Here is a 25,321-nt window from a genome sequence, read left to right as displayed (position 1 = left end):
GCAGCGCCGCCAATCGGCTTACCTTGAGGCCAGGAGGGTCACACACCATGGCAAAAACAAATTTCCAGTACGAAAAACGGCAACGCGAGTTGGAAAAGAAACGCAAGGCAGAAGAGAAAGCCCAGCGCAAGCTGGAGGCCAAGAACCGCTCGCCGTCAGAGCAGTCAGCCGATGAGGCCGGCTATGAAACCACCGAGACGGATATCACAACACCGGAATAATGACACGACGCGCCCTCGCCACACTCATCTTTACCACCGCATTCCTCGCTATCCCGCCAGCCATTGCCGTCGAGGGCAGCTTATCCCCGCCAAAGTGTGCAGCGCAATCCGATAACGCAGCTCCCGCGCTGGCCTATATCATCGCAAGCTCAGCCGCTGTGCGGGCGGCGCCATCGGCAACGGCTGAGCTACTTGCCTATGCGCCGATTGCCAGACCCCTCAACCTGTTTTGCCAGCAAGACGGTTGGGTCAAGGTATCGGTGATCGGACCGGTGGGCGCGAACGGCTGGCTGCGCGCCGACCTGGCGGGGCCGGAACTGCCGACCCGGGATGCCGCCCTTGCCGCGTTGCGCAGCGCCCAGGCGACAAATTTCGCCGCCTTGCGCACCCACTCCGAGCGTGTGCTGGCCTTCGATCCCCTGGATGAAGACAACTTCGAAGCCGTGCTGCAAGTGGTGCGCAACGCAGGCGATGCGGAATGGACGCAGAAGCTGGAGCGCCGCCTGGCGGCGCTGCGGGCGCCCGCGGTGGCACAAGGAAGCGATGAGCCGAAGGTGCTCTTCATCGCGAGTAACGGCTCGATGAGGCCTCTCGCCCGCCTGGATGGCGGCAAACTGTCCACCTTTCCCTCGATCGGCGGCAGTGGCGAGGCGTACGACAAAGGCTACCGCAAATACGTGGCGCGCTATTTTGCACCTGGCCGGGCCTATCATTTCTACACGCGTGGCGGTGTCGAAGGCATGGCGATCGTGCAGCGATTCAGCGATGAGCTGGAGCAGCCGATGGCCACCATCAGGCGTGTCGCCGCCAAGGCGCCGGAGGCCAACGGCCTGTTGGCGAACTTCACGCTCACCGAGAGGCAGCCGGACGGCGAACTGGCGGTCAGCCCTGGCCAGCAAAAGGCGGCGCTTGAGTTGGCACGGTCCGTGCTGAAATCCAGGAGCGTGCAGCGGGCGGATATTGCCCGCATCCTGGAAAGCCAGAACGTCGCGATCAACGCCATTCCGGGCCAGGATGGCGCAGCACCGGTGCTGGTCATGACGGCCAACCTGGAAATTCCGCCAGAGAAGCCGGAACAAGAGGCCCAGGTTTTCCGCATCTATACATTGCTGCTGGTGATGGAAGCAAACAACCAGGGCAAGTACGAGCTCACGCACCAGGTATTCAAGAAGGCCTCGGCGGAAGGCGAGGGCGCCACCCTGGACTTTCTGACCCATGCCGATGTCAACCAGGATGGCAAAGCCGACCTTGTGTTGCGCGAAGGTTTTTACGAATCCAACGGCTACTGGATCCTTGGCCGCCAAGGCAAGGGATGGAAAGAACTGGTGGAATCGAACCGCGGCAACTGATTGGCCGCCGTATCGTCCCCGCCAATGCGGGGACGGGTAAGGCGACCTTTGTTACGCGGCTTCGGCCACGTCGGGCTTGTCGGCCGGCGCATCGTCGTGGTGGCCGCGGCGCAGCCAGCGCTTGGCGCGCTTGCCGAAGGAGTCGAGGTAGGTGTAAGCCACCGGCACCACCACCAGGGTCAGCAAGGTGGAGGTGATCACGCCGCCAATCACCGCACGGCCCATCGGCGCCTGGGTTTCCCCGCCTTCACCGAGGCCGATCGCCATCGGCAGCATGCCGAAGATCATGGCCAGGGTCGTCATCAGGATCGGCCGCAGGCGCACCTGGCCGGCGGCCATGATGGCGTCGAACTGGCTCATGCCGTCGCGCTGGCCGTGGTTGGTGAAGTCCACCAGCAGGATCGCGTTCTTGGTCACGAGGCCCATCAGCATGATCACGCCGATCACGGAGAACACGTTCAGCGTGGAGCCGGTTGCCAGCAGCGCCACCAGCACGCCGATCAGCGACATCGGCAGCGATACCATGATCGCTATCGGCTGCAGGAAGCTGCCGAACTGCGAAGCCAGCACGATGTAGATGAATACCACCGCGATGCCCAGCGCCGTAGCGGCGCCGTTCATGGTCTCGGCCATCTGCTGCGCATTGCCGGCCACGTCGAAGCGCACGCCGTCCGGCAGCGTCATCGAATCCATGGCCTTTTTCACGTCGGCATCGACGTCGCCGGCCGGGCGGCCTTCGGTGCCGGCGTAGATCGCCACGCGGCGCTGCAAGGCCTGGCGTTTCAGTACTTGCGGGCTGAAGCCGGGAACGAAGTCCACCACCTGGCGCAGCGGCACCATCAGCGGGTTGCCGTCCGGGCCGGTCTTGCTCGAAGTGAGCGACAGGTCGGCCAGGTCGGCGATGCGCTGGCGATCCGATTTCGGCAATTGGACATTGACTTCATAGTTCTGGCCATCGGCAGCCAGCCAGTAGCTGGCCGTGTCGCCCGCCACGAAGGGACGCATGGCGCTGCCGATCTGCTGCACGCTCAGGCCCAGGTCGCTGGCCAGCTCGTTGTTGATCTTGATCAGCGTCGACGGGTTGGCGCCTTCCTGGCTGTATTCCAGGTCGGCCACGCCCTTGATGTTGCGCATCTTGGCCATCAGGGTCTGCGCGGTCTGTTCCAGCTTTGCTTCGTCGGTGCCCAGAATGGCGATGAAGATCGGCTTCTGGCCTACCGACAGGGTAATGCCGGGAATGCGCTCGATGCGTTTGCGGATCGCGCCTTCCAGCTTTTGCTGCGATTGGCGGTGAGTCAGCTTGACATCGGTCAGCTTGATGCGCAGGAAGGAGATGTGGCGGCCGGCGGGGTCGCCCACGTTGGCCGTGATGGCGTCGACTTCGGGAAATTCCTTCAGCGCCGCTTCCACCTGCTTCACCTTGGCGTCGTTGTATTCAAGGCTGGAGCCGACCGGCACCTTGAGTTGCAGGACGATCTGGCCTTGGTCGGTTTCCGGGAACATTTCGCCGCCGATCATCGGTACCAGCATCAGGCTGCCCGCGAACAGGCCGAAGGCGGTGACCAGCGTCAGCTTGCGCCATTTCAGCGCGAAGGCCAGCACCTTGCCGTACAGTTTGTGCACCTGCTCCACGCCGTGTTCGACCTTTTCCATGATGCGGCCCAGCCACGGCAGGTATTTGAAGCGGTCCTTGACCGGGTCATGCCAGAGCGACGACAGCATCGGATCAAGGGTGAAGGACACGAACAGCGATACCAGCACGGCCACCGTCACGGTCACGCCGAATTGCAGGAAGAAGCGGCCGATGATGCCGTCCATGAAAGCCACCGGCACGAATACGGCGACAATCGCGAAGGTGGTCGCCATCACGGCGATGCCGATTTCATTGGTGCCGTCTTCCGCCGCCTTGCGGTGGTGCTTGCCGAAGCCGAGGTGGCGCACGATGTTTTCGCGCACCACGATGGCGTCGTCGATCAGCAGGCCGATGCACAGCGACAGCGCCATCAGCGTCAGGAAGTTCAGCGTGAAGCCGAAGGCCTTCATGGCAATAAAGGAGGCCAGCACCGAGATCGGCAGCGTCAGGCCGGTGATGATGGTCGAGCGCCACGAATGCAGGAAGAAGAACACGATCACCATGGTCAGGATCGCGCCTTCGACGATGGTGCGCTTGACGTTGTCCAACTGGGCCTGCACGCGCTCGGACTGCGAATCCATCACCTTGATCTTGATGTCATCGGGCAGGGTGTTGCGCAGGTTTTCCACCACCTTCAGGATGCCGTTGCCGACCTCGACCACGTTGGCGTCCTGCACCTTGGTGATGTCGAGCGACACGGCGCGCTTGCCGTTGACGCGCGAGATCGATTGTTCCTCCGCTTCGCCGTCGATGACATCGGCGACCTGGTCCAGGTAGACCGGGCCGTTGGCGCGGCGTGCCACGATGATCTTGTTGAATTCCGCGGCTTCTTTCAGCTTGCCTTCCACCCGCACCAGGGTTTCGGTCACGTCGGCGGTCAGGCGGCCGGCCGGCAGGTTGGCGTTGGTGTTCTGGATGGCGCGCATGACTTCATCCACGCCGACGCCTTGCGCCCGCATGTCGGCGGGGCGCAGGCTGACCAGCATCTGGCGCTTGGTGGTGCCGAATACGCGCACCTGGCCCACACCGGGCACGCCCTGGAAGCGCTTGGCCAGGATCTGGTCGGTCATGGTGGACAGTTCGCGCAGGCTGCGCTTGTCCGAAGCGAACGACAGGCTGACGATGGGCTGGTCGTTCTCGCCTTCGGCACGTGCGATGAAAGGTTCCTTCGCTTCGCGCGGGAACTTCGGACGCACCAGCGCGATCTTGTCGCGCATGTCCTGCATCGCCTTGTCCATATTGGTGGACAGTTCGAACTCGAGATAGATGCCGGCCTTGCCTTCCCACGAGTTGGCGCGGATGGTCTTGACACCGGAGACGGTGTTGACGATGTCTTCGATCGGGCGCGTAATGTCGTTCTCGACCGCCTCAGGCGATGCGCCCGGGTACACCACCTCGATCGCGGCGAACGGGAAATTGACGTTCGGCATGGATTCCACGCCGAGGCCTCGGTAAGAGAAAATGCCAAGCACCATCAGCGCCACCATCACCATGGTGGCAAAGACCGGCTGGCGGATCGAGATTTTAGTGATCCACATGGTGGCGCCCCTTAGCCTTTCGCCGCAGCCAGCATGGCCGGCTTGGCGGCCGGAACGCCGGCCGGCGCCGCCAGTTTCACCTTGGCGCCGGGCTTGACGCCTTCCAGCTTGGATATGATGACGTTGGCGCCCTTGTCCAGGCCCCCGGTCACTTCGGCCAGGCCCGCGTCTTCGCTGCGCAGGCCAAGGCTGACCGGCTGCGCCACGATGACGCCGTTGGAAACCAGGTACACCACCTGCTTGCCCGATTCTTCGCGCAGCGCGGCCAGCGGCACCATCGGCGCTTCCTTGGTGCGCTCGGTGGTGATATTCCCTTTGGCGAACATGCCGCCGCGCAGCACGCCGTCGGCATTCGGTACCGAGATATAGACCAGCATGGCGCGCGAGCCGGCTTCCGTGGTCGGGTTGATGCGCGCCACCTTGCCGCTGAATTCGCGCTTGGCGAAGCCGTCGACGCGGAAGTTCACGTCCTGCCCGATTTTCACGCGCGGAATATCGGTGGTGGGCACTTGCGCCTCCAGCGTCAGCTCTTGCAAGCCGACGATGGTGTATACCGGCATGTCAGGCGCGACTTTATCGCCCGCCTGAACATGACGTTTGGAGATGATCCCGTCGATCGGGGCGCGGATCACGCTGTCGTTCAGCGCGATGCGGGCCAGCTCAACCATGGCGGAAGCGGATTTGACGCTCGCGCGTGCCAGCTCGACGGCATTGGCCGTGGTATCAAAGCTGGTCTGCGAGATGAATTTTTGCGACAGCAGCGCGCTCGCGTTGTATTCGTTTTTCTGGGCCATGCTGAGCTTGGCTTGTGCCTCGTCAAGCATGGCTTGCTGCTGGGCCAGGCGTGCCTTCAGGTCGGCCTGGTCGAGGCGGGCCAGCACTTGCCCCTCCTGCACCGACACGCCTTCGCGCAGCGCGGCCTCCTGCACCTGGCCCGATACTTTGGATTTGATGGTGGCCTGGTTAACCGGGATCAGCGAACCCGACAGTGGGAGGCCGACCGCCAGCGCGCGTGCATCGATGGCGGCAACGTCGGCATTGGCCAGCTCCAGCACTGGCGCGGGTTTGGCGGCCCCGGCCGTGGGCGTCTCGGCCGGCTTGGCTTGCGATTGCATCACGGTCCAGCCGCCACCCGCCAAGCCCAGTACCACGAGGCCGATCAGGGGAAGGCGCCAGCGTTTCGGGGCTGTCAGGTGCACGGCTTGTGGGCTCATTATTGTCTCTTCGTCAAAGTTGTCCGCTGGCGCGGGTGGCGATGGTGTCACTGTAGGTATTAACAAGTCCAGCAGCCACGGAAATGCGATAAAGCGTAAAAACGGCGACCTGAAATGCAAAAAGTGCGGATGGAGTGGGGCTTGTCAGGCACCTTTGATATAACGCAAACGCGAAAGCGCATGGCGGGCGAAAAATGTGGCATGCGCCCTCCCTCGCCCACCGACCTGACCCCTGTCCATGCAGCGCTGGACCTGATAGCGCGCATGGTGGGGGCGCTCGAGCTGACGCCCATGGTCGCCATCAGCAGTCTCGACCGCGACGGCAAGGTGACTTTCTGCAATTCCCAGTTTGAGCGCCTGGCTGGCCTGTCGATGCAGCAGGCGATCGGACGTCCCCTGGTTGAGCTATTGTCGCGCGCGGAACGGCAGGAAGAGCACGACGCCATGGTGGAAGAGGTGTGGCGCAGCGGCAAGCCTGGCCCGCTTGGCGACTGGCACGTTCGGTCTTTCTCCGGACGTGACTTGTGGCTGTACTCGACCAAAGTACCGGTCTGGCAGGATGGCGCGATGGCGCAGATCGTTTGCATGGATGTCGACGTCACCCAGCGCAAGGACGACGAATCTGCATTGCGCGCGGTCGGCGAGAACTTTTCCCTGATGTTTGGCCGATCCAGCGACGCTGTCCTGATCATGCGCGACGGCACGATTGCAGAGGCCAACCCTGCCGCGATGCGCCTGTTCAAATGCGATGCGGTGACGCGTTTGGCGGGCCACCGCCTGCACGAATTTTCGCCCTTGCGCCAGCCCGCTGGCGAATTGTCCGAAACTGCCGTGGTCAAGCGGGAGGAGGGTGCTTTTAGCGAGGGCAACAACCGTTTCGAATGGTGCTTTGCGGATTGCGAAGGCAAGACGTTCTGGGCCGAGGTACTCATGACCGCTTTGCAGCCGGGGCACTCGGACCTGCTGTATGTGGTCGTGCGCGATATTTCAGACCGCAGGCGAACCGAGCACGCGGTACGGCTCTCCGCCCAGGTGTTCGAGAACAGTCGCGACGCCATCGTCCTGACGGACCGCAGTCGCCACATCATTGCCAGCAACCGCGCATACGCGCAAACCACGGGTTTCACGGCAGAGGAGCTGTTGGGCCAGTCGATCAGCCTGTACCGCTCCGGGGTGCAGGACGAGTCTTTCTACCGTGAAGTATGGAGCCAGGTCGACGCGCGCGATCATTGGCAGGGTGAAACCTGGTCGCGCCGCAAGAATGGGGAGATTTTCCCCTGCTGGGTCAGCGTGACGGCGATCCGGGACCAGGCCGGCCTGGTCTCGAATTACATGGGCAGCCTGTCCGATATCACGGAGCGCAAGAAGTCGGAGGAATATACGCGCCACCTGGCCGAGCATGACTTCCTGACCGACTTGCCGAACCGCGTGCTGCTGCTCGACCGCCTCAACCTGGCCCTGGCCGCCGCCCGCCGCAGCAAGACTGCGCTGGCAGTGCTGTTCCTTGACCTGGACCGTTTCAAGATGATCAACGATACGCTCGGCCACGCGGTGGGCGACCGTTTGTTGAAGGAAGTCGCTGCCCGGCTGCTGAAATGCGTGCGCAGTGTCGACACGGTGAGCCGGCATGGCGGCGACGAATTCGTTGTCGTGCTGGCCGAAGTCGGCGGGCCCGAGCGGGCCGCGCACGTGGCCGACACCGTGCTGAAGGCGATCACGCAGGAATACGTGTTGGGCGAGCACCTGCTGCATATTTCGACTTCAATCGGGATTGCGATGTTCCCATCGGATGGGGCGGATATCGACAGCCTGGTCAAGCACGCCGATATCGCGATGTACCACGCCAAGCAGGCGGGGCGCGACCGCTACCAGTTCTTCGGACAGGAAATGAATGCACGCGTAGTCGAGCACGCCAGCCTGGAAAAGGGCTTGCGGCGTGCGCTGGACGAAGGGCAGTTCGAGCTGGCTTACCAGCCCGAAGTCGATATCGCCAGCGGCGAGGTGGTCGGCATGGAAGCGCTGCTGCGCTGGCGTCGCCCGGAGCAGGGCTTGTTGTTGCCGCAGCAATTCCTTGAGGTGGCGCAGGAAGCGGGGCTGATGCTGGCCATCGGCGGCTGGGTACTGCGCAGCGCCTGCAGCCGCGCACGCGGGTGGCAGGACGAGGGCCGGCAATTGGCCGTTTCGGTGAATATTGCGATCAGCCAGTTCATGCACAAGAACTTCATCGACAGCGTGGCCGATGCGTTGCGCGGCAGCGGCCTGGCGCCGCAATGGCTGGAACTGGAGCTGACCGAAGACACGATCATGCGCAGCGGACCCGGCGTGCTGGAGAAGCTGGGCGCCTTGCGGGAGTTGGGGGTACGGGTGTCGATCGACGACTTCGGGACCGGCTATTCGCAGCTATTGCAACTGAAAGCGTTCCCCATCCACAAACTCAAGATTGCCCAGTCCTTCCTCGACAATGGCACGGATGCCACCGCCATCCGCACCATCATCGCCATGGCGCGCAGCCTGGACATGACCGTTATCGCGGAAGGGGTCGAAACCGAGGACCAGCTTCAATTGCTGCGTGAGCTTGGCTGCGACCAGTATCAGGGGCAACTGGCGGAAAGCGCCGTGAGGTCGGCGCCGTGAGACGCATAGCCAGCAGGCTAACGCAACCGCAGCCGCACCAGCACCTGGCCGTGGTCGGAAGCTTCGGGGCGCTCCTGGCGCAAGTGGTCGTTGAAGTAGCTGACGTCCAGCACCTCGCCGATGGCGCGCGGGGAGGCGGGGTTGAATTCTTCCGACACCAGCACGTGGTCGATGGTGGAATAGTGGCCTTCGTGGATGCTGGTGTAGGCCACATGGCGCAAGTGGTCTTGCCGCAGCTGGATCTGGTTGGCGTCGTACATGCGGCCGCGGCGCTCGTCGCCGGGCATCATGCCGCCGCCATTGCCCAGCACGATGGTGGTGGTCACCGCGTCGGCTGTGTCGTTGAAGTCCCCCAGCACGATGCAGGGCCGGCGCGACTCGCGCATCATCTTGCTTAACAATACCCGCAAGGCCACCGCTTCGGTGCCGCGCCACACCAGCGAGCGCAGGCTGGCCATGGCCAGGTGCAGCGGGTCTTCCGACGTGTCGCCGCTGCGGTAGTCGGGGCGGCGCGATTTCAGGTGCACCACGATGACGTCCACCACCACTTCATTGGGCAGGACAATCTGCGCATGCAGGGGCGCGCGAGCGAAGCGGTCCGACTCCGGCAAGCCCGAATCGGCCGGCACGCCTTCGGGGAAATTGGCGTAGACTTCCGGCGCTGTCGCCAAAGGCAGGCGCGACACCAATGCCACATTGGGCGTCAAGCGTGCGGCGTGGGGATCGGGGTCGAAGCCGGCATGCACGGCTTCGCGGTACTTGCGGGTGCGCGAGAGTACGTCGCGCAAGGATTCCTGGGAGAAGATTTCCTGGAAACCGATCACGTCGGCATCGAGCTGGTCCAGTTGCTGCGCGGTCCATTCCGCCTTGGCCTCGTATTCCTGCTCCGTCAAAGGCTGCAGGTTGTCGTACAGTTTCGCCCCCGGCGGAGCAAGGTTGCAGACATTGAAGGTGGCAAAGCGAATTTCTTGCTGCATAATGAGGAACTCCTCTCTTGGCACTAGCGTATCACGGCATGGCAAAAAAAGAGCACATTTCCGAAACCCCGGCGACAGCCTTGCTGCGCAAGCACAAAGTCGCATTCTCCGAACATCCTTATGAGTACGAGGAGCATGGCGGCACCTCGGTCTCTTCGCGCGCACTCGGCGTCGACGAACACCAGGTGGTGAAGACCCTGGTCATGCAGGACGAAGCGGCCAAGCCGCTGATCGTGCTGATGCACGGCGACTGCAAGGTGTCGACCAAGAACCTGGCCCGCAATATCGGCTGTAAATCCGTTGAACCTTGCAAACCCGAGGTGGCGCAGCGCCATTCCGGCTACATGGTGGGCGGCACCTCGCCGTTCGGCACCAAGAAGGCGATGCCGGTCTACGTGGAAGAAAGCATCCTCGGGCTGGAAACGATTTATATCAATGGCGGCCGTCGTGGCTTTTTGATTGGTATCAAGCCAACGGTGCTGAGCGAAGTGCTGGCAGCCAAGCCGGTGCAGTGCGCATTGGCGGATTGATAAGATTACCTGGCCGCCGTACCGCCCGCGCCGGGCGCTATGGTGTATAGTCGCTGCCGCATATAAAAACAAGGAATCCTGGGGATTTATGATTACTCTGCTTCTGATGATTGCCGCTTACCTGATCGGCTCGATTTCTTTCGCCGTGGTGGTGAGCAAAATTTACGGCCTGGACGATCCACGTACCTATGGCTCCGGCAATCCCGGCGCCACCAACGTGCTGCGTAGCGGTAACAAGGGCGCGGCAATCTGGACCTTGATCGGCGATGCCTTCAAGGGTTGGCTGGCGGTGTTCCTGGTGGACCACTTCCAGCAGCAACTGGGCCTGGGTTACCAGGCGGACCAGGCGATTGCCCTGGTGGCCGTGGCGGTGTTCGTTGGCCACCTGTGGCCGGTGTTCTTCAAATTCGTCGGCGGCAAGGGCGTAGCGACCGCGCTGGGCGTGCTGCTGGCGCTGAATGTATGGCTGGGCCTGGCTACCCTGGTAACCTGGGCGGTGGTGGCGTATGCGTTCCGCTATTCCTCGTTGGCAGCCCTGATCGCTTCCGTGTTTGCGCCGTTCTACTACGGCCTGCTGTTCGGCGCCGAGCCGCAGTTGGCTGCGGTGCTGGCGATGAGCGGTTTGCTGATTTGGCGCCATGCCAAAAATATTGCTAACCTGATTGCTGGCAAGGAAAGCCGTATCGGCAGCAAAGCCAAGAAAAAGGCCTAGATAACCATGACTACCTCCCCGATCCGCATCGACTTCGTCTCCGACGTTTCCTGTCCCTGGTGTGCGATCGGGCTGAACAGCCTGGAAGTGGCGCTCGGCCGGTTGGGCGACAGCGTCCAGGCGCAAATCCATTTCCAGCCCTTCGAGTTGAACCCGCATATGGTTCCGGAAGGGCAGGACATCACCGAGCACCTGCGCCAGAAATACGGCGCCAGCCCCGCCCAGCAAGAACAAACCCGTGCAATGATCCGCCAGCGCGGCGCCGATGTCGGCTTCGACTTCGCCATGGGTATGCGTAGCCGTATTTACAACACTTTTGATGCGCATCGCCTGCTGCATTGGGCCGGCGAGCACGGCAAGCAAAAGGAGCTGAAGAAGGCCTTGTTCGAGGCGTATTTCACGCGCGGCCAGGACCCCAGCTCGCGCACCGTGCTGGTACAGGTGGCCGGCAAGGTCGGCCTGGATGAAGCAGAAGCTGTGCAAGTTCTGTCATCTGGCCGCTACGCGCAGGAAGTGCGCGATATGGAGCACTTCTATCACCGCAACGGCATCCAGTCGGTGCCGGCGGTCATCATCGATGAAAAACACCTGATTTCGGGCGGACAACCACCTGAAGCCTTTGAGCGGGTGCTGCGGCAGATCCTGGCCGCCAAATAAAGACTATTATCTTGCTAATAACCTTGTTACACTTGGTAAAGTAACAAGGGAGAGAGCATGTCTGCCGCAGCAAAAATCATAAGAACCCTGTACCCTCGGCAGTCGGACGAACACCAGCGCCTGGCTGCCCTGCACCGCTACGATGCCCTTGATGCGCCCACTAGCGAAGAATTCACCTTCCTTACCGAGCTGGCCGCCAAGGTCTGCGACGTCCCCTATGCGTTCATCACGCTGGTCGATGCCGAGCGTGCCGTTGTCACATCCTGTGCCGGGCTGGCGCTGGGCCCGATGCCGCGCAGCCAATGCTATTGCTCACTGGCGATGAGGGGCGACGCGGCCACCGAGATCTGCGACCTGAGCAAGGATGCCCGCACCGAGGCCATGCCGCTGACGAGGGAAGCACCGTTCATGCGCATGTACAGCAGCGTGCCGTTGAGCAGCAGCGATGGGTTCACCATCGGCACCCTGAGCGTGATGGACAGCAAACCCGGCCGCCTGTCGACTTCGCAGCGCGACATGCTGCGCAAGCTGGCGCGCCAGGTCATGGCCCTGTTCGAGCTGCGCGCCAACGACAAGGCACTCAAGGCCTCGGTGGATGAGCTGGAAACGCTGGCTACCACCGATGAGCTGACGGGGCTGCATAACCGCCGCTCGCTGCTGAACCGGCTCCGTTTTGAAGTCGCCCGTACGCGCCGCTTCCGTACGCCGCTGTCGGCGGTGATGGTCGACGTCGACCGCTTCAAGAACATCAACGACGAGTTCGGCCACCAGCTTGGCGACGACGTGCTGGCCGCGATCGGCCGGCTGGTGCGCGAAAACGTGCGGGTGATCGACGTGGCTGGACGCTACGGCGGCGAAGAATTGTGTATCCTGTTGCCGAACACACCGCTCGAAGGGGCGCGCAAGTTCGCAGAGACGTTGCGGTCGCGGATCGAAGCCCAGGTGCACAGCGCCGGGGCACGCGCAGTAACGGTGACGGCCAGCCTTGGCGTCGGTTCCTTCAATCATATGGATATTGATGATGCCGACATGCTGCTGAAGCAGGCCGACGCCGCGCTGTACCGGGCGAAAGCCAATGGCCGCAACCGTATAGAAGGTTGAACAGGACAGGAGTTTGCATGCCGAAGGCAATTTGGAACGGCGCCGTGATTGCGGAAGCCGATAGCAGCGAAGTCGAGATCGTCGAGCACAATATCTATTTCCCGCCATCGCGGGTCAAGCAGGACTATCTGCAACCGAGCCAGCACACCACGCTCTGCCCATGGAAGGGCGTGGCCAGCTATTACAACGTGGTGGTGGACGGCAAAGTGAACGCCAACGCGGCCTGGTACTACCCGGCGCCGAAAGAAGCGGCCCACAACATCAAGGACCGCATCGCCTTCTGGCATGGCGTGGAAGTCCAGCATTAATTGGACAATATCACCCATTCTGTCGTTGGTCTCGGCGTCGGCGAGCTGGTTCAGCGCTCGCTGCCGCCGGAAGCCGATCCGGCGCGGCATAAGACGCGCCATCGTTTGCTATTGACGGCTTGCGCTGTCGCCAGCAATTTCCCCGACCTCGACCTGGTGTTCACCCGGCTGGCGCCGGCGCCGCTGGGCTATTTGCTGCATCATCGCGGACATACCCATACCTTGCTGTACCTGCTGCCGCAGGCCTTGCTGTTGCTCGCCCTGTTGTGGGCACTATGGCCGAACGCGCGCGCGCTGCTGCGCGAGAGCCGCGATGCGCGGCGCGGCTTGCTGCTGGCGCTGGCCGCCGGCTTCCTGCTGCACATCGGCATGGACTCCATGAACAACTACGGTGTTCATCCGTTCTATCCATTCAGCGGGACCTGGTATTTCGGCGATATGGTCTACATCATCGAACCGGTGTTCTGGGTGGCGTTCGGGGTACCGCTGGCGATGGTGGCACCTTCGCGGCGGATGCGCATCGTGTTGCTGGCGGTGCTGCCGGTGGTACTGTTGTATGTGACGATGCATGGCTACCTTGGCTGGGCGTCGTTCGCGGCGCTCGTGGCGCTGGGCGGCACTGTGGCGGCGCTGCGCTTCATGCATATGCAAAGCCGGCGTGCACTGCTGCTGGCGCTGGGCGTGGCCCTGGCATTTGCCGGCATCCAGGCCTCGGCGTCGTACAAGGCGCGCCAGGCCGTGACGGCGGCACTGGTATTGCAAGACCCGCAGGCGCGCGTGCTGGATGTGGCGCTGACGGCTTTCCCGTCGCAGCCACTGTGCTGGAGCTTCACCTCGATCGAGTCGGACGGCAAGACTTACCAGCTCCGGCGCGGACACTTGAGTCTTGCTCCTTTGCTGCTGCCGCCGCGAGAATGCCCCGCGGCGCTGACGGCCGACGCTTCGCAGGAGATGGCCGGTACCGTGCCGGGCGTCCTGGTTTCTGGCTCGTGGCAGGGCGATGTGGCTGCCTTGCGTGCCCGCGCGGCTGCCGATTGCCAACTCGCCGCGTGGCTGCGCTTTGCGCGCATGCCGGCGGTGGATGCGGCGCAGGCCAGCGACCTGCGTTTCGCCACTACGCCGCGCGGCAATTTCACCACGTTGCTGCTGGCGGCGAAACCGGAATGCCCGTTCGACGTGCCGGGTTGGGGGAAGCCGCGCGCTGACCTGCTGGGGAGCGCGCAATGAAGACCTACGATCCACACCAGCGCTTCGGCCGGCCGGAAGGCGGCTGGCGCGAAAAGCTGTATGCCGTGATCTTCGAGTCCGACACGCGGGCCGGCATGATCTTCGACCTGGCGCTGATCGGTGCCGTCCTGCTTAGCGTGACGACGGTGGTGCTGGCCAGCGTGTCCGAGGTGGCGCGCGATTACGGCGACTGGCTGTTCGCAGCCGAGTGGTTCTTTACGGCGCTGTTCACCATCGAATACGTTTGCCGCCTGCTGAGCGTGCGGCACCCGCTGCGCTATGCCCGCAGCTTCTTCGGCATGATCGATTTGCTGGCGGTGTTGCCAAGCTATATGGCGCTGTTTGTGCCAGGCGCGCATGTGCTGCTGAATGTGCGGATCCTGCGCTTGCTGCGCATGTTCCGTATCCTCAAGCTCACGCTGTATATCGAGGAATATGGCATGCTAGGCCGCGCTTTGCTGGCCAGCCGCCGCAAGATCCTGATCTTCCTGTCGGTGGTGTTCATGATCGTGTTCCTGCTGGGGACCGTCATGTACGTGGTGGAAGGACCCGTGCATGGCTTCACCAGTATCCCGACTTCCGTCTACTGGGCGATTTCCGCGGTGACCACGGTGGGCTTCGGCGACCTGGTGCCGAAGACGGACCTGGGGCGCGGCATCGCGTCCATCATGATGCTGCTGGGGTGGGGCATTCTCGCGGTCCCGACCGGCATCATCAGCGCCGAAATCAGCCAGCAGCGCCGCTCGAGCCGTACTTGCGCCGGCTGCCTGGCCGGAGACCATGAGCAGTCGGCGCGTTTCTGCAAGAGCTGCGGGAGCAAGCTGCCGGGGAATTAAGCGGCCTGCCTGGCCGCTTGTTCGAAGTCGGTCGAGAGGGCCAGTTCCTTCCATTGCGCCAGCTCCTGCTCCACCTGCTGGTGCTTGGTATACGCACGGGCGACCGCATCGCTGCCCAGTTGCAGGCGCAGTGGCGGCTGCGCCGCGTCGGCCAGTTTCAGCAAGGCTTGCGACAGCTTGGCCGGATCGCCCGGCTGCGCGTGATTGGCAGCGGCCGCGAAGGTACGCATGGCGCCGACTGTGTCCTTATAATCTTCGATGCGTCTTGTGGTCTCCACCAGCGAGGTGGCGTCGAGGAAGTCGGTGCGGAAGAAACCCGGTTCCACCACAGTGACGTGCACGCCCAGCGGCGCAAGTTCCAGCGCCATCGCTTCGCTCAAGCCTTCCACCGCAAACTTGGTGGAGCCGTAGACACCCCAGCCGGAATAGGCCTGGTAACCGCCCAGCGAGGAAATGTTGATCACATGGCCGCTGCGCTGCTCGCGCATGACCGGCAGCACCGCGCGGCTGACGTTCAGCAGGCCGAAGACATTGGTCTCGAAGTTGCGGCGTACTTCCTCCGCCGAAGTCTCTTCGACGGCGCCGAGGATGCCGTAACCGGCATTGTTCACCAGCACGTCGATGCGGCCGAAGCGTTCGACTGCGGCCCGGGCGGCGACGACGGCAGCGGCTTCCTTGGTGACGTCCAGCTGCACCGGCAGCAGCTTGGGATGCACGCCCAGGGAGTCGACGATCGCTTGCGGGTTGCGGGCGGCAGCCACCACGGAATCGCCGCGCGCCAGGGCGTCGCGGGCAATCAGCAGGCCGAAGCCGCGGGACGCGCCAGTGATGAACCAGACTTGGTTGGCCATGATATTGCTCCTTCATTTGGGTGGGTTGGTGAAGGGAATATTAGGCTGTGGAAAGCTGTTACACTAGCCATGGTAAAGGTGATTGATCTTCAACCAGCGGTTGTAAATGGTGGACAAGGCGCGCGTCATCACACTATTCATCGGCGTCGTGCACGCCGGCAGCTTCAGCCAGGCGGCGGTAAATGCCGGCCTGTCCGCGCAGGCGGTCAGCAAGGCGATCCGGCAGCTGGAGGAGTACCTTGGCGTGCGCCTGTTCCACCGCACCACGCGCAGCCTGAGCCTGACCGACGAGGGCCAGCGCCTGTTCGAGCTTGCCCACCCTGGCCTGCGCTTGCTGGACGAAGCGCTGGACCATGTGCAGAACAGCCGCGCGGCGGTGGATGGCATGATCCGCGTCGCCGCGCCTACCTCGCTGGGCACGGTGATGCTGGCGCCGTTGCTGCGCGAATTCCAGGAGTTGTATCCCAGCGCGCATTTCGACATGCATTTCGACGACCATTTCACGGACCTGATCGAAGCCAAAATCGACGTCGGATTCCGGGCGGGGAATCCGCCGGAGCGCAACCTGGTCGCACGCCAGATGGGCAGGATCCCGTTGTATATCTGTGCTTCGCCCGGATATATCGCGCGCCACGGTGCGCCGCACATAGCGGAAGACCTGCTGCAGCACCGCTGTACCGGCTTCCGCCAGCCGAACAGCGGCCGCGTGATCCCGTGGGAGCTGAAGGGGCAGGGCGGCACGGTCTACCAGGACGTGCCCTGCGTGGCGACCTTCAACACGGCGGAAGGCGAAGTGGAGGCGGTGCGCGCCGGGGTCGGCATCGGCCAACTGGCGCTGTATATGGTGGAGCGCGACCTGGCAGAGGGGCGCTTGGTGCACCTGTTGCCGACCCACGTCACGGCGAATGCGGCGGTTTACATGTACTATCCGCAGCGCAGCCGCATGCCGATGCGCGTGCGGCACTTTATCGACTTCATGGTGAAACGCAAATGGACCGCCTTTACCTGATGACCGTCTACGTGGCCGTCGCCGAGGAGCAGGGCTTCGCGGCAGGCGCGCGCCGTCTCGGCATGTCGCCGCCGGCCGTCACGCGCGCGGTGGCGGCGCTGGAAGAAAGGCTGGGCGTCAAGCTATTGGACCGCACCACGCGCCATGTGCGGGTGACGGAAGCCGGCCAGCGCTACCTGGATGATGCGCGCCGCATCATCGCGGAAGTCGATGAGGCCGACGATGCTGTGGCCGGCATCAACGCCGCGCCGCGCGGCCACCTGACCGTGACGGCGCCGGTGCTGTTCGGCCGCATCTACATCGTGCCGGGCATCGTCGATTACCTGCAGCGCTATCCGGCGATGGATATCTCGACTGTTTTCGTCGACCGCGTGACCAACCTGCTGGAGGAGGGCATCGACGTCGGCGTGCGCATCGGTGAGTTGCCCGATTCGAGCATGCGCGCCATTCCGGTCGGGCAGGTACGACGCATGATCGTCGCCTCGCCCTCGTATATAGCCAAGCATGGCGCACCGCGCACGCCGCAGGAACTGGAACAGCACACCGTCGTCGCCTCGTCAGGATCCAGCGTGCCGCCGGACTGGCGCTTCCAGAACGGCGGCAGCACGCAATCGCTGCGCGTGAAGCCGCGCCTGGGCGTGAACAATAACGACTCTGCCATCGAGGCAGTGCGCAGCGGCTTCGGCATCGCGCGCCTGCTGTCCTACCAGGCGGCCGCACTGCTTGCTGCCGGCGAGCTGGTGGAGGTGCTGCAGGAGTACGCCATGCCGGCAGTACCCATCCATATCATTCATCGCGACAGCCGCCAGGGGTCGACCCGTATCCGCAGCTTCGTCGACTTGATGGCCGAGCGTTTGCGCACCGATCCGAGGCTCCGCCCGGTGCGCTGACAGCGCTAAATTGGTGCAGTGCACAAACAAGGTGCTGGTTTGCCACCGTTTTTCCCTCTGAAAGCGGGGTGGCACGACGCTTGCAATATCCCCATTATTTACAACCGGGGATAGCGATGGATCGCACGTTCAGCCTTACCCGTCGCCGCCTGCTTGCCGCGGGCGCTGCGACTGCCTTATCGAATTACGCCTGGGCTGCGGGCTCCGACAAGCCGGAGAAAGAAGAAGTCAAAGTCGGCTTCATCCCGCTTACCGATTGCGCTTCGGTCGTGATGGCGTCCGTGCTGGGTTTCGACAAGAAATACGGGATCAGGATCGTCCTGAGCAAGGAGGCTTCCTGGCCTGCGGTGCGCGACAAGCTGGTCAACGGTGAACTCGACGCAGCCCATGTGCTGTATGGGCTGGTGTATGGCGTGCACCTTGGCGCCGGCGGCCCGAAGAAGGACATGGCCGTGCTGATGAACCTTAATCACAATGGCCAGGCGATCACGCTGTCGAAGAAGCTGGCCGACAAGGGCGCAGTCGACGGCGCCTCGCTGGCGAAGCTGATGCACGTCGATCCTCGCGAGTACACCTTCGCGCAGACGTTCCCCACTGGAACCCACGCAATGTGGTTGTACTACTGGCTCGCGTCGTACGGCATCAATCCGATGAAAGAGGCGAAGGTGATTACGGTGCCGCCGCCGCAGATGGTGGCCAATATGCGGATCGGGAACATGGATGGCTTCTGCGTGGGCGAACCATGGAATCACCGCGCGATTGTGGATGGCGTCGGCATCACGGCCGCTACCACGCAGGATATCTGGCGCGACCACCCGGAGAAGGTGCTGGGCACCAGTGCCGAGTGGGTGAAGAAGTATCCCAACACAGCACGCGCGCTGGTTGCGGCGGTGCTGGATGCGGGGCGCTGGATCGATGCCTCCTTGTCGAACAAGGTGAAGATGGCGGAAGCCATTGCCGACAAGTCCTACGTCAACACGACGGTCGACGTGATAGGCCAACGCATCATGGGCCGCTACCAGAACGGCCTGGGCAAGACCTGGGACGACCCGAACTCCATGAAGTTCTTCAATGACGGCGCGGTGAACTTCCCATACCTGAGCGACGGCATGTGGTTTCTCACGCAACAGAAGCGTTGGGGCCTGCTGAAGGCGGAGCCGGATTACCTGGCGGTTGCCACGCAGATCAACCGGATCGACGTGTACCAGGACGCGGCGGCCATGGCCAAGGTAAGCGTGCCGAAGTCGCCGCTGCGCAGCGTGAAGATGATCGACGGGACGACCTGGGACGGTAGGAATCCCAAGGCCTACGCCGACTCGTTCAAGATCAAGGCGTAAAGGGAGGACGTATGAGTGCAATTTACGGATCGATAAGCGGTGCCGGCGCGAGCGAGCGCGATGCAGTTGCGGGAGCATCAGTGCAGGCGGTGCAGGCGGTGCCCGGAAGACCGACCCGCCGCATGCGGCTGGCGGCGAAGGGCATCCGCCTGGCGCCGGAGGGCGGGCGCTTGCGGCCCTTGGTGATGAAAGTGCTGCCACCGCTGCTTGGCCTGTCGTTGCTGGTGCTGGCCTGGCAAATCCTGGCGGTGCGCAATGCGGGCTTTCCCACGCCGCTGGAGACCTGGCATGAGGCGGTGAAGCTGTTTTCGGAACCGTTCTATCGCAAGGGCCCGAATGACCAGGGCATCGGCTGGAATATCCTTGCCTCGCTGCGCCGCGTGGCGCTGGGCTTCGGGCTGGCCGCACTGGTGGGCATCCCGCTCGGCTTCCTGATCGGCCGTTTCAACTTTGTGTACGGCATGTTCAGCCCGCTGATCAGCCTTCTGAAACCGGTATCGCCGCTTGCCTGGCTGCCGATTGGGCTGCTGGTATTCAAGGCCGCCGATCCCGCTGCAATCTGGGCCATCTTCATCTGTTCGATCTGGCCGATGATCGTCAACACCGCCGTTGGCGTACAACGCGTGCCGCAGGACTACCTGAACGTGGCGCGCGTGCTGAACCTGTCCGAATGGAAGGTGGCGACCAGGATTCTGCTGCCCTCCGTGCTGCCTTACATGCTGACCGGCGTGCGGCTCGCCATTGGCACTGCATGGCTGGTGATCGTCGCCGCCGAAATGCTGACCGGCGGCGTGGGCATCGGTTTCTGGGTGTGGGACGAATGGAATAACCTGAACGTGCCGCATATCCTGATCGCCATCGGCGTGATCGGCGTGGTCGGGTTGCTGCTGGAACTGGCGCTGGTCGGGCTGGCCAAAGCCTTCAGCTATGAGGAGAAATGAGATGGGGTCGAAATACATCGATATCAGCAGGGTCGAGATGCGCTTCGGCCCATTTCACGCGCTGAACGACATCAACCTGGCGGTGGAACAGGGCGAGTTCGTTACGCTGATCGGCCATTCGGGCTGCGGCAAGTCGACGCTGCTCAACCTGATCGCGGGCCTGAACCGGCCGAGCAGCGGCGTGCTGGTTTGCAGCGGACGCGAAATCGCCGGGCCGGGACCGGAGCGCGCGGTCGTGTTCCAGAACCATTCGCTGCTGCCCTGGCTGACCTGCTTCGAGAATGTCCACCTCGCGGTGGAGCGCGTGTTCGGCGGCAAGGAGACGCGCGCGCAACTGGACGAACGCAGCTGGAAGGCGTTGGAACTGGTGGGGCTGGCGGCAGCCGGTGGCAAACGTCCAAGCGAAATCTCCGGCGGAATGAAGCAGCGCGTCGGCATCGCCCGCGCGCTTTCGATGGAACCGAAGGTGCTGCTGATGGACGAACCGTTCGGCGCACTCGACGCACTGACCCGGGCCCACCTGCAGGATGAATTGATGCGTATCGTTGCCGCCACGGGGGCAACGGTGGCGATGGTGACGCACGATGTGGATGAAGCTGTCCTACTATCGGACCGTATTGTCATGATGACAAATGGGCCAGCCGCGACCATTGGCGGCATCGTCAAGATAAGGCTGGAGCGCCCGCGCGACAGGCTGGCGCTGGCGCAGGACCCGCTGTATCTTGACTATCGGACAAGCGTGCTGGAGTTTCTTTACCAACGACAGGGACGTCCGGTACAACGTTTTGCTGCATAGCAACGCGCAAAAGTGTGGCAGCGGGGCGACTCTGCTGCTACATTGGTGGTCTATACAAACGGAGATACCTGATGAGTACCGAAGTACAGCAGCACGAAGTTATCAAAGAAGCAAAGCGGGAAGAGAAGCCGAACCGCCACGAACTGGTGCGCCAGCAGATGAACCACACCGGTTTTCGTACCGGTATTGCAGCCGGCCTGCTGGCCCTGGTAGGCCTGAGCGCCTGGCTGCTCGCCTGATCAAATGACCCGCAGTTCGTCCAGCGGCCAACGCGGACGGACATTGAAGGAATAATCCCGCTGCGCCGCCTGCGGATTGATCTGCAAGCGCATGGCGCCGGCGAAGGCAATCATTGCGCCGTTATCGGTGCAAAATTCCAGTTCCGGGTAGTAGACCTTGAAGTGCTTCTTCCTGGCTGCCGCGTTCAGCGACGCGCGCAGTTGCGCGTTTGCGCCTACACCGCCGGCAATCACCAGGCGTTTCAGGCCGGTCTGCTTCAGCGCGGACAGGCATTTGGCCGTCAGCACGTCCACCATCGCATCCACGAAACCACGCGCGATATTCGCCTTGTCCTGCTGGCAGACATTGGCGGCGCCGCCGTTGTTGTTGACGACGGTCAGCACCGCTGTTTTCAAGCCGGAGAAGGAGAACATCAAATCCTTCGAATGCAGCATGGGGCGCGGCAGCTTGTAGGCTTCCGGATCGCCGAAATCGGCCATGCGCGAAATGGCCGGGCCGCCGGGGTAGCCCAGGCCGAGCAGCTTGGCGGATTTGTCGAAGGCTTCGCCGGCCGCGTCATCCAATGTTTCGCCCAGCAGCTCGTACTGGCCGACGCCGTCCACCCGCATCAATTGCGTATGGCCGCCTGAAACCAGCAGCGCCACGAAGGGAAACTCCGGCGGTTCGCTGGCCAGCAGCGGCGACAGCAGGTGGCCCTCCAGGTGGTGCACGCCCAATACCGGCTTATCCAGCGCCATGCCCAGCGCGCAAGCGATGGCCGAACCCACCAGCAAAGCGCCGGCCAGGCCGGGCCCTTGGGTGTAGGCGATGGCGTCGATCGCGCCGGCCTGCATATTGGCCTTGGCCAGCGCCTGCTCCAGCAATGGAATGGCGCGCCGGATATGGTCGCGCGAGGCGAGTTCCGGCACGACGCCACCGTATTCCTCGTGCATCGCCACCTGCGAGTGCAGGGCGTGCGACAGCAGGCCGCGCTGCGTGTCATACAGGGCCAGGCCGGTTTCGTCACAGGAGGATTCAACGCCGAGAACGATCATGGGAGTGCACAAAGGGAAAAGGGCAATCCGCCATTGTAATGGAAAGCCTGCTTGCGATCATTTGTATACGTGTATACAATTTATCGCATGAAGACACCTCCACCCCGTGCGCAAGGTGGTCCGGCCATCCTGGCGGCCCTGCGCGCCGACATCAGCAGCGGCAAGCTGGCGCCCGGCGCCGTGCTGCGCCAGGCCGAATTGGCCGAACAGTTCGGCACCAGCCGCATTCCGGTGCGCGAAGCGCTCAATGCGCTGCAGGCGGAAGGCCTGGTGCAGATCGAGCCGAATCGCGGCGCCTTCGTCACCACCTTGAGCGCCGAGGAGCTGCATGAGCTGTTCGACCTGCGCCTGCTGCTGGAAACCGATGTGCTGCGGCGCGCCGTGCCTTTGCATACGGAGCGCAGCCTGCGCCGCCTGGAGGCGATCCAGCACGAACTGGATGGCGAGACAGTGCCGCTGGAATGGCTGCGCCTTGACCGCGCCTTCCACGACGAGCTGTATGCGCCCAGCGCGCGGCCGCGCAGCCTGCAGCTGGTGGGGAGCCTGAGGGCATCGGTCGAGCGTTTTTACCTGGCGCGGCTGGGGCCGGAGGCGCGCCGTCCCGAATGGAACGATGAGCACCAGCGGTTGATCGCGCTGGTGAGGGCAGGGGATGCGGAGGGGGCTTGCGCCATGCTGGCAGGGCACCTGCGCGAAACTGAAAGGAGTATGCAATGAGCAGCCATACCAGCATTCATACCGCGCAAGTCGCATGGCATCGGCACGGCGCCAGATTCACCGATAACCGTTACAGCAGGCTGCACCAGTGGACGTTTGACGGCGGCGCGGTGGTGCCGGCGTCGTCGTCGCCGCATGTGGTGCGGGTGCCGCTGTCCGACCCTTCCGCGGTCGATCCTGAGGAGGCGTACCTGGCTTCGCTATCGAGCTGCCATATGCTGTGGTTCCTGAGCCTGGCGGCGCGCGATGGCTATGTGGTCGACAGCTATGTCGATGCGGCGGAAGGGGCGATGGAAGATGGCTGGATCAGCATGGTGACGCTGAAGCCGCTGGTTGCATTCTCGGGCGGGAAGGCGCCGACGGATGCGGAGCTGGACCGGCTGCACCATGAAGCACATGGAGCGTGCTTCCTGGCGCGTTCGGTCAAGTCCGAGATCAAAGTCGAAGGTGGCTGGCGCTATTAAGGACGGGCGCGCAGCTCGCGGTCGGCGTCTTTCAGCACGCGAACCGTGGTCTCCCAGTCGATGCAGGCATCGGTCACCGAGCAGCCGTATTTGAGTTCCGACAGGTCCGCCGGAATCTTCTGGTTGCCCGCCACAATGTTCGACTCGATCATCACGCCGACGACAGAGTCGTTGCCGTGCACGATCTGGTTGACCACATCGGTCATCACCAGCGGCTGCAGTTCCGGCTTCTTGTACGAGTTGGCGTGCGAGCAGTCGATCACGATATTGGCCGGCAGCTTGGCCTTCTGCAGCGATTGTTCCGCGATTGCCACCGACACGGAATCATAGTTAGGCCGGCCGTCGCCCCCGCGCAGCACCACGTGGCCATGCGGATTGCCGCGCGTGCGCACGACAGACACGGTACCCTGGCTGTTAATGCCCAGGAAGGCGTGCGGATTGGCCGCCGACAGGATCGCGTTGATCGCAATGCCGATATCGCCGTCGGTGCCGTTCTTGAAGCCCACAGGGGTCGACAGGCCCGACGACATTTCGCGGTGGGTCTGCGATTCAGTGGTGCGGGCGCCGATGGCGGTCCAGGCGATCAGGTCGCCCAGGTACTGCGGCGAGATCGGGTCCAGCGCCTCGGTGGCGGTTGGCAGGCCCAGTTCGCAGACGTCGAGCAGGAACTGGCGCGCTTTCAGCATGCCTTCGTCCACGCGGAACGAATCGTCCATATACGGATCGTTGATATAACCCTTCCAGCCGGTGGTGGTGCGCGGCTTTTCGAAATACACGCGCATTACCAGCAGCATGGTGTCCTTGACTTCTTCCTGCAGCGCTTTCAGGCGGCGTGCATAGTCCAGGCCCGCGACCGGGTCATGGATGGAGCAAGGACCCACGACCACGAACAGGCGCTTGTCCTTGCGCTCCAGGATGGCGCGCAGGTCGGCGCGGCCCTTGGTGACGGTGTCGGAGGCCTTGTCGGTCAGCGGCAGTTTCGCATGCAGCTCCTCGGGGGTAGGCATGGATGCGAACGAAGTAACGTTAATGTTTTCGAGGTTTTGGGCAATCATGATGAGCCTGCTAAATCAATGTGTTTTTGCTTATGGGGTCTAACAGTGTAGCCGAAATGCCGTAAACTGGTCGAATGACGACTAAACAACCTTTCCAGGCCGCCCCGTACATCAAGGAAATCGGCCGGGGCGCGAAGGGCGCCCGCAGCATGGAGCGCGAACAGGCACGCGAATTGTGGGGCGCGATCCTCGACGGGCGCGTATCGGACCTGGAGCTGGGCGGCATCTTGCTGTCGATGCGCATCAAGGGCGAATCTGTGGAGGAACTGGAGGGCTTCCTGGAAGCGTCCGAAGCCTCGTTCGGCAAGCTGCGCGCACCGGACGGCGCGTTTGCGCCGGTGGTCATCCCCAGCTATAACGGCGCACGCAAGATGGCCAACCTGACGGCTTTGCTGGCGCTGCTGCTGGCGCGCGAAGGCGTGCCGGTGCTGGTGCACGGCGTGGCGCACGACGTGGGCCGCGTCGCCACGGCGGAAGTGTTCGAGGCGCTCGGCGTGCATGCCGCGCCAGACCACGCGGCAGCCGAAACCGCGCTGGCAAATGGCCGCGTGGCCTTCATTACCATCGACGCGCTGGCGCCACGCTTGGCGTGGATGCTGTCGCTACGGCGGATTCTCGGCGTGCGCAATTCGACGCATACGCTGGTGAAGATCATGCAGCCATTCGAGGGAGCTGCGCTGCGGCTGGTCTCTTACACCCACCCGGAGTACCTGGAATCGCTGGGCGAGTTTTTCACGCTGAACAAAGGCCACGCCTTCCTGATGCGCGGCACGGAAGGAGAGACTGTCGCCAACGCCAACAAGGCGCAGAAGATCGACTGGTTCCACGGCGGCGAGCGCACCGTGCTGGTCGAGAAGCAGACCCTGGTCGAAAAACTGCCCGAGCTGCCGGAAGATAAGAGCGCCGCATCGACTGCCGCCTGGATCCAGGCCGTGCTGCGCGGAGAAATCCCGGTGCCGGATTCGATTGCCCAGCAGGTGGCGCACTGCAAAGATGTCGCGCGCGCGCTCGCTAGCAGCGCCACCCTCCTGTAAAATGGTGGGTTTGGTC

At 63.1% G+C, this 25,321-nt stretch carries 25 protein-coding genes; 19 read left to right on the top strand and 6 right to left on the bottom strand.

Going from position 1 to position 25,321, the window contains the following annotated elements:
- Positions 1-47 precede the first annotated feature (47 nt).
- Positions 48-221 carry a hypothetical protein gene (locus tag BM269_RS29325; protein ID WP_170860239.1) on the top strand — a complete coding sequence of 58 codons (174 nt, stop codon included), beginning with the start codon at positions 48-50 and terminating at the stop codon, positions 219-221.
- Positions 221-1,570: a hypothetical protein gene (locus tag BM269_RS01305; protein WP_090434834.1), complete on the top strand. Its 1,350-nt coding sequence runs from the start codon at positions 221-223 to the stop codon at positions 1,568-1,570. The genes BM269_RS29325 and BM269_RS01305 overlap by 1 nt, the downstream gene beginning before the upstream one ends.
- 51 nt (positions 1,571-1,621) lie before the next feature.
- Here the strand turns inward: BM269_RS01305 and BM269_RS01300 are convergent, their stop codons facing one another.
- Together BM269_RS01300 and BM269_RS01295 are read right to left on the bottom strand one after the other, a co-directional pair.
- The gene (locus tag BM269_RS01300; protein ID WP_090434831.1) at positions 1,622-4,741 is read right to left on the bottom strand and encodes an efflux RND transporter permease subunit; all 3,120 of its coding nucleotides are present in this window, start codon (positions 4,739-4,741) and stop codon (positions 1,622-1,624) included.
- Positions 4,742-4,752: 11 nt separating this feature from the next.
- Positions 4,753-5,955: an efflux RND transporter periplasmic adaptor subunit gene (locus tag BM269_RS01295; protein WP_090434828.1), complete on the bottom strand. Its 1,203-nt coding sequence runs from the start codon at positions 5,953-5,955 to the stop codon at positions 4,753-4,755.
- Between the two features lie 201 nt (positions 5,956-6,156).
- On the opposite strand from BM269_RS01295, the gene BM269_RS01290 reads away from it, so the two are divergent.
- Complete coding sequence (locus BM269_RS01290; RefSeq protein ID WP_170860249.1) at positions 6,157-8,589, top strand: sensor domain-containing protein; 2,433 nt, start codon at positions 6,157-6,159, stop codon at positions 8,587-8,589.
- Positions 8,590-8,606: 17 nt separating this feature from the next.
- Here BM269_RS01290 and BM269_RS01285 read toward each other — a convergent pair whose 3' ends face one another.
- Positions 8,607-9,566 (bottom strand): endonuclease/exonuclease/phosphatase family protein, encoded by a 960-nt coding sequence (locus BM269_RS01285; RefSeq protein ID WP_090434825.1) that lies wholly within the window; start codon positions 9,564-9,566, stop codon positions 8,607-8,609.
- 38 nt (positions 9,567-9,604) lie between these two features.
- Here BM269_RS01285 and ybaK point away from each other — a divergent pair, with 38 nt between their 5' ends.
- From ybaK to BM269_RS01250, 7 genes are all read left to right on the top strand, one after another.
- Entirely contained in the window at positions 9,605-10,096 is a 492-nt protein-coding gene (ybaK, locus tag BM269_RS01280) for a Cys-tRNA(Pro) deacylase (RefSeq protein ID WP_090434823.1), read from the top strand.
- Between the two features lie 88 nt (positions 10,097-10,184).
- Positions 10,185-10,808, top strand: coding sequence for a glycerol-3-phosphate 1-O-acyltransferase PlsY (gene plsY / locus BM269_RS01275; RefSeq protein ID WP_090434821.1), 624 nt, complete (start codon positions 10,185-10,187; stop codon positions 10,806-10,808).
- 6 nt (positions 10,809-10,814) lie between these two features.
- Entirely contained in the window at positions 10,815-11,465 is a 651-nt protein-coding gene (locus tag BM269_RS01270; RefSeq protein WP_090434817.1) for a DsbA family oxidoreductase, read from the top strand.
- 57 nt (positions 11,466-11,522) lie between these two features.
- Positions 11,523-12,566: a GGDEF domain-containing protein gene (locus BM269_RS01265; RefSeq protein ID WP_090434814.1), complete on the top strand. Its 1,044-nt coding sequence runs from the start codon at positions 11,523-11,525 to the stop codon at positions 12,564-12,566.
- 17 nt (positions 12,567-12,583) lie between these two features.
- Complete coding sequence (locus BM269_RS01260; protein ID WP_090434809.1) at positions 12,584-12,874, top strand: DUF427 domain-containing protein; 291 nt, start codon at positions 12,584-12,586, stop codon at positions 12,872-12,874.
- Entirely contained in the window at positions 12,875-14,101 is a 1,227-nt protein-coding gene (locus BM269_RS01255; protein ID WP_090434806.1) for a metal-dependent hydrolase, read from the top strand. It begins immediately after the preceding gene.
- Positions 14,098-14,937, top strand: a complete 840-nt coding sequence (locus BM269_RS01250; protein WP_090434804.1) for an ion transporter — start codon at positions 14,098-14,100, stop codon at positions 14,935-14,937. The genes BM269_RS01255 and BM269_RS01250 overlap by 4 nt, the downstream gene beginning before the upstream one ends.
- Here BM269_RS01250 and BM269_RS01245 read toward each other — a convergent pair.
- Positions 14,934-15,788: an oxidoreductase gene (locus tag BM269_RS01245; protein ID WP_090434801.1), complete on the bottom strand. Its 855-nt coding sequence runs from the start codon at positions 15,786-15,788 to the stop codon at positions 14,934-14,936. The two genes, BM269_RS01250 and BM269_RS01245, sit on opposite strands and share 4 nt — an antisense overlap.
- Positions 15,789-15,894: 106 nt before the next feature.
- Between BM269_RS01245 and BM269_RS01240 the strand changes: the two genes are divergently transcribed.
- The 6 genes from BM269_RS01240 to BM269_RS29320 all read left to right on the top strand — a co-directional run bounded on the left by BM269_RS01240 (position 15,895) and on the right by BM269_RS29320 (position 21,000).
- On the top strand, positions 15,895-16,797 hold the full coding sequence (locus tag BM269_RS01240; RefSeq protein ID WP_307152256.1) for a LysR family transcriptional regulator: 903 nt from the start codon (positions 15,895-15,897) through the stop codon (positions 16,795-16,797).
- Positions 16,779-17,687 carry a LysR family transcriptional regulator gene (locus BM269_RS01235; RefSeq protein WP_090434798.1) on the top strand — a complete coding sequence of 303 codons (909 nt, stop codon included), beginning with the start codon at positions 16,779-16,781 and terminating at the stop codon, positions 17,685-17,687. Before BM269_RS01240 ends, BM269_RS01235 begins: the two co-directional genes overlap by 19 nt.
- A 116-nt stretch (positions 17,688-17,803) precedes the next feature.
- The gene (locus tag BM269_RS01230; protein ID WP_090434795.1) at positions 17,804-19,024 is read left to right on the top strand and encodes a CmpA/NrtA family ABC transporter substrate-binding protein; all 1,221 of its coding nucleotides are present in this window, start codon (positions 17,804-17,806) and stop codon (positions 19,022-19,024) included.
- Positions 19,025-19,035: 11 nt separating this feature from the next.
- On the top strand, positions 19,036-19,965 hold the full coding sequence (ntrB, locus tag BM269_RS01225) for a nitrate ABC transporter permease (RefSeq protein WP_090434793.1): 930 nt from the start codon (positions 19,036-19,038) through the stop codon (positions 19,963-19,965).
- A gap of 1 nt (position 19,966) precedes the next feature.
- Positions 19,967-20,761: an ABC transporter ATP-binding protein gene (locus tag BM269_RS01220; protein ID WP_090434790.1), complete on the top strand. Its 795-nt coding sequence runs from the start codon at positions 19,967-19,969 to the stop codon at positions 20,759-20,761.
- Positions 20,762-20,832: 71 nt separating this feature from the next.
- Positions 20,833-21,000, top strand: coding sequence for a hypothetical protein (locus tag BM269_RS29320; RefSeq protein WP_170860248.1), 168 nt, complete (start codon positions 20,833-20,835; stop codon positions 20,998-21,000).
- On the opposite strand, the gene tsaD is transcribed toward BM269_RS29320, so the two are convergent.
- Positions 21,001-22,035: a tRNA (adenosine(37)-N6)-threonylcarbamoyltransferase complex transferase subunit TsaD gene (gene tsaD, locus BM269_RS01215; RefSeq protein WP_090434787.1), complete on the bottom strand. Its 1,035-nt coding sequence runs from the start codon at positions 22,033-22,035 to the stop codon at positions 21,001-21,003. It abuts the gene before it with no gap.
- Between the two features lie 87 nt (positions 22,036-22,122).
- On the opposite strand from tsaD, the gene BM269_RS01210 reads away from it, so the two are divergent.
- Positions 22,123-22,752 (top strand): GntR family transcriptional regulator, encoded by a 630-nt coding sequence (locus tag BM269_RS01210; RefSeq protein ID WP_090434785.1) that lies wholly within the window; start codon positions 22,123-22,125, stop codon positions 22,750-22,752.
- On the top strand, positions 22,749-23,216 hold the full coding sequence (locus BM269_RS01205; RefSeq protein ID WP_090434782.1) for an OsmC family protein: 468 nt from the start codon (positions 22,749-22,751) through the stop codon (positions 23,214-23,216). The genes BM269_RS01210 and BM269_RS01205 overlap by 4 nt, the downstream gene beginning before the upstream one ends.
- Here the strand turns inward: BM269_RS01205 and BM269_RS01200 are convergent.
- Positions 23,213-24,271, bottom strand: a complete 1,059-nt coding sequence (locus tag BM269_RS01200) for a 3-deoxy-7-phosphoheptulonate synthase (protein WP_090434779.1) — start codon at positions 24,269-24,271, stop codon at positions 23,213-23,215. The genes BM269_RS01205 and BM269_RS01200 overlap by 4 nt on opposite strands.
- Before the next feature lie 74 nt (positions 24,272-24,345).
- On the opposite strand from BM269_RS01200, the gene ybiB reads away from it, so the two are divergent.
- Positions 24,346-25,305, top strand: coding sequence for a DNA-binding protein YbiB (gene ybiB, locus BM269_RS01195; protein WP_090434776.1), 960 nt, complete (start codon positions 24,346-24,348; stop codon positions 25,303-25,305).
- The last annotated feature ends 16 nt before the right edge of the window (positions 25,306-25,321 follow it).

Source organism: Duganella sp. CF458, from assembly GCF_900113115.1.
In the GTDB taxonomy this organism is placed as follows: domain Bacteria; phylum Pseudomonadota; class Gammaproteobacteria; order Burkholderiales; family Burkholderiaceae_D; genus Rugamonas.
This window is presented reverse-complemented; position numbering and strand designations above follow the sequence as displayed.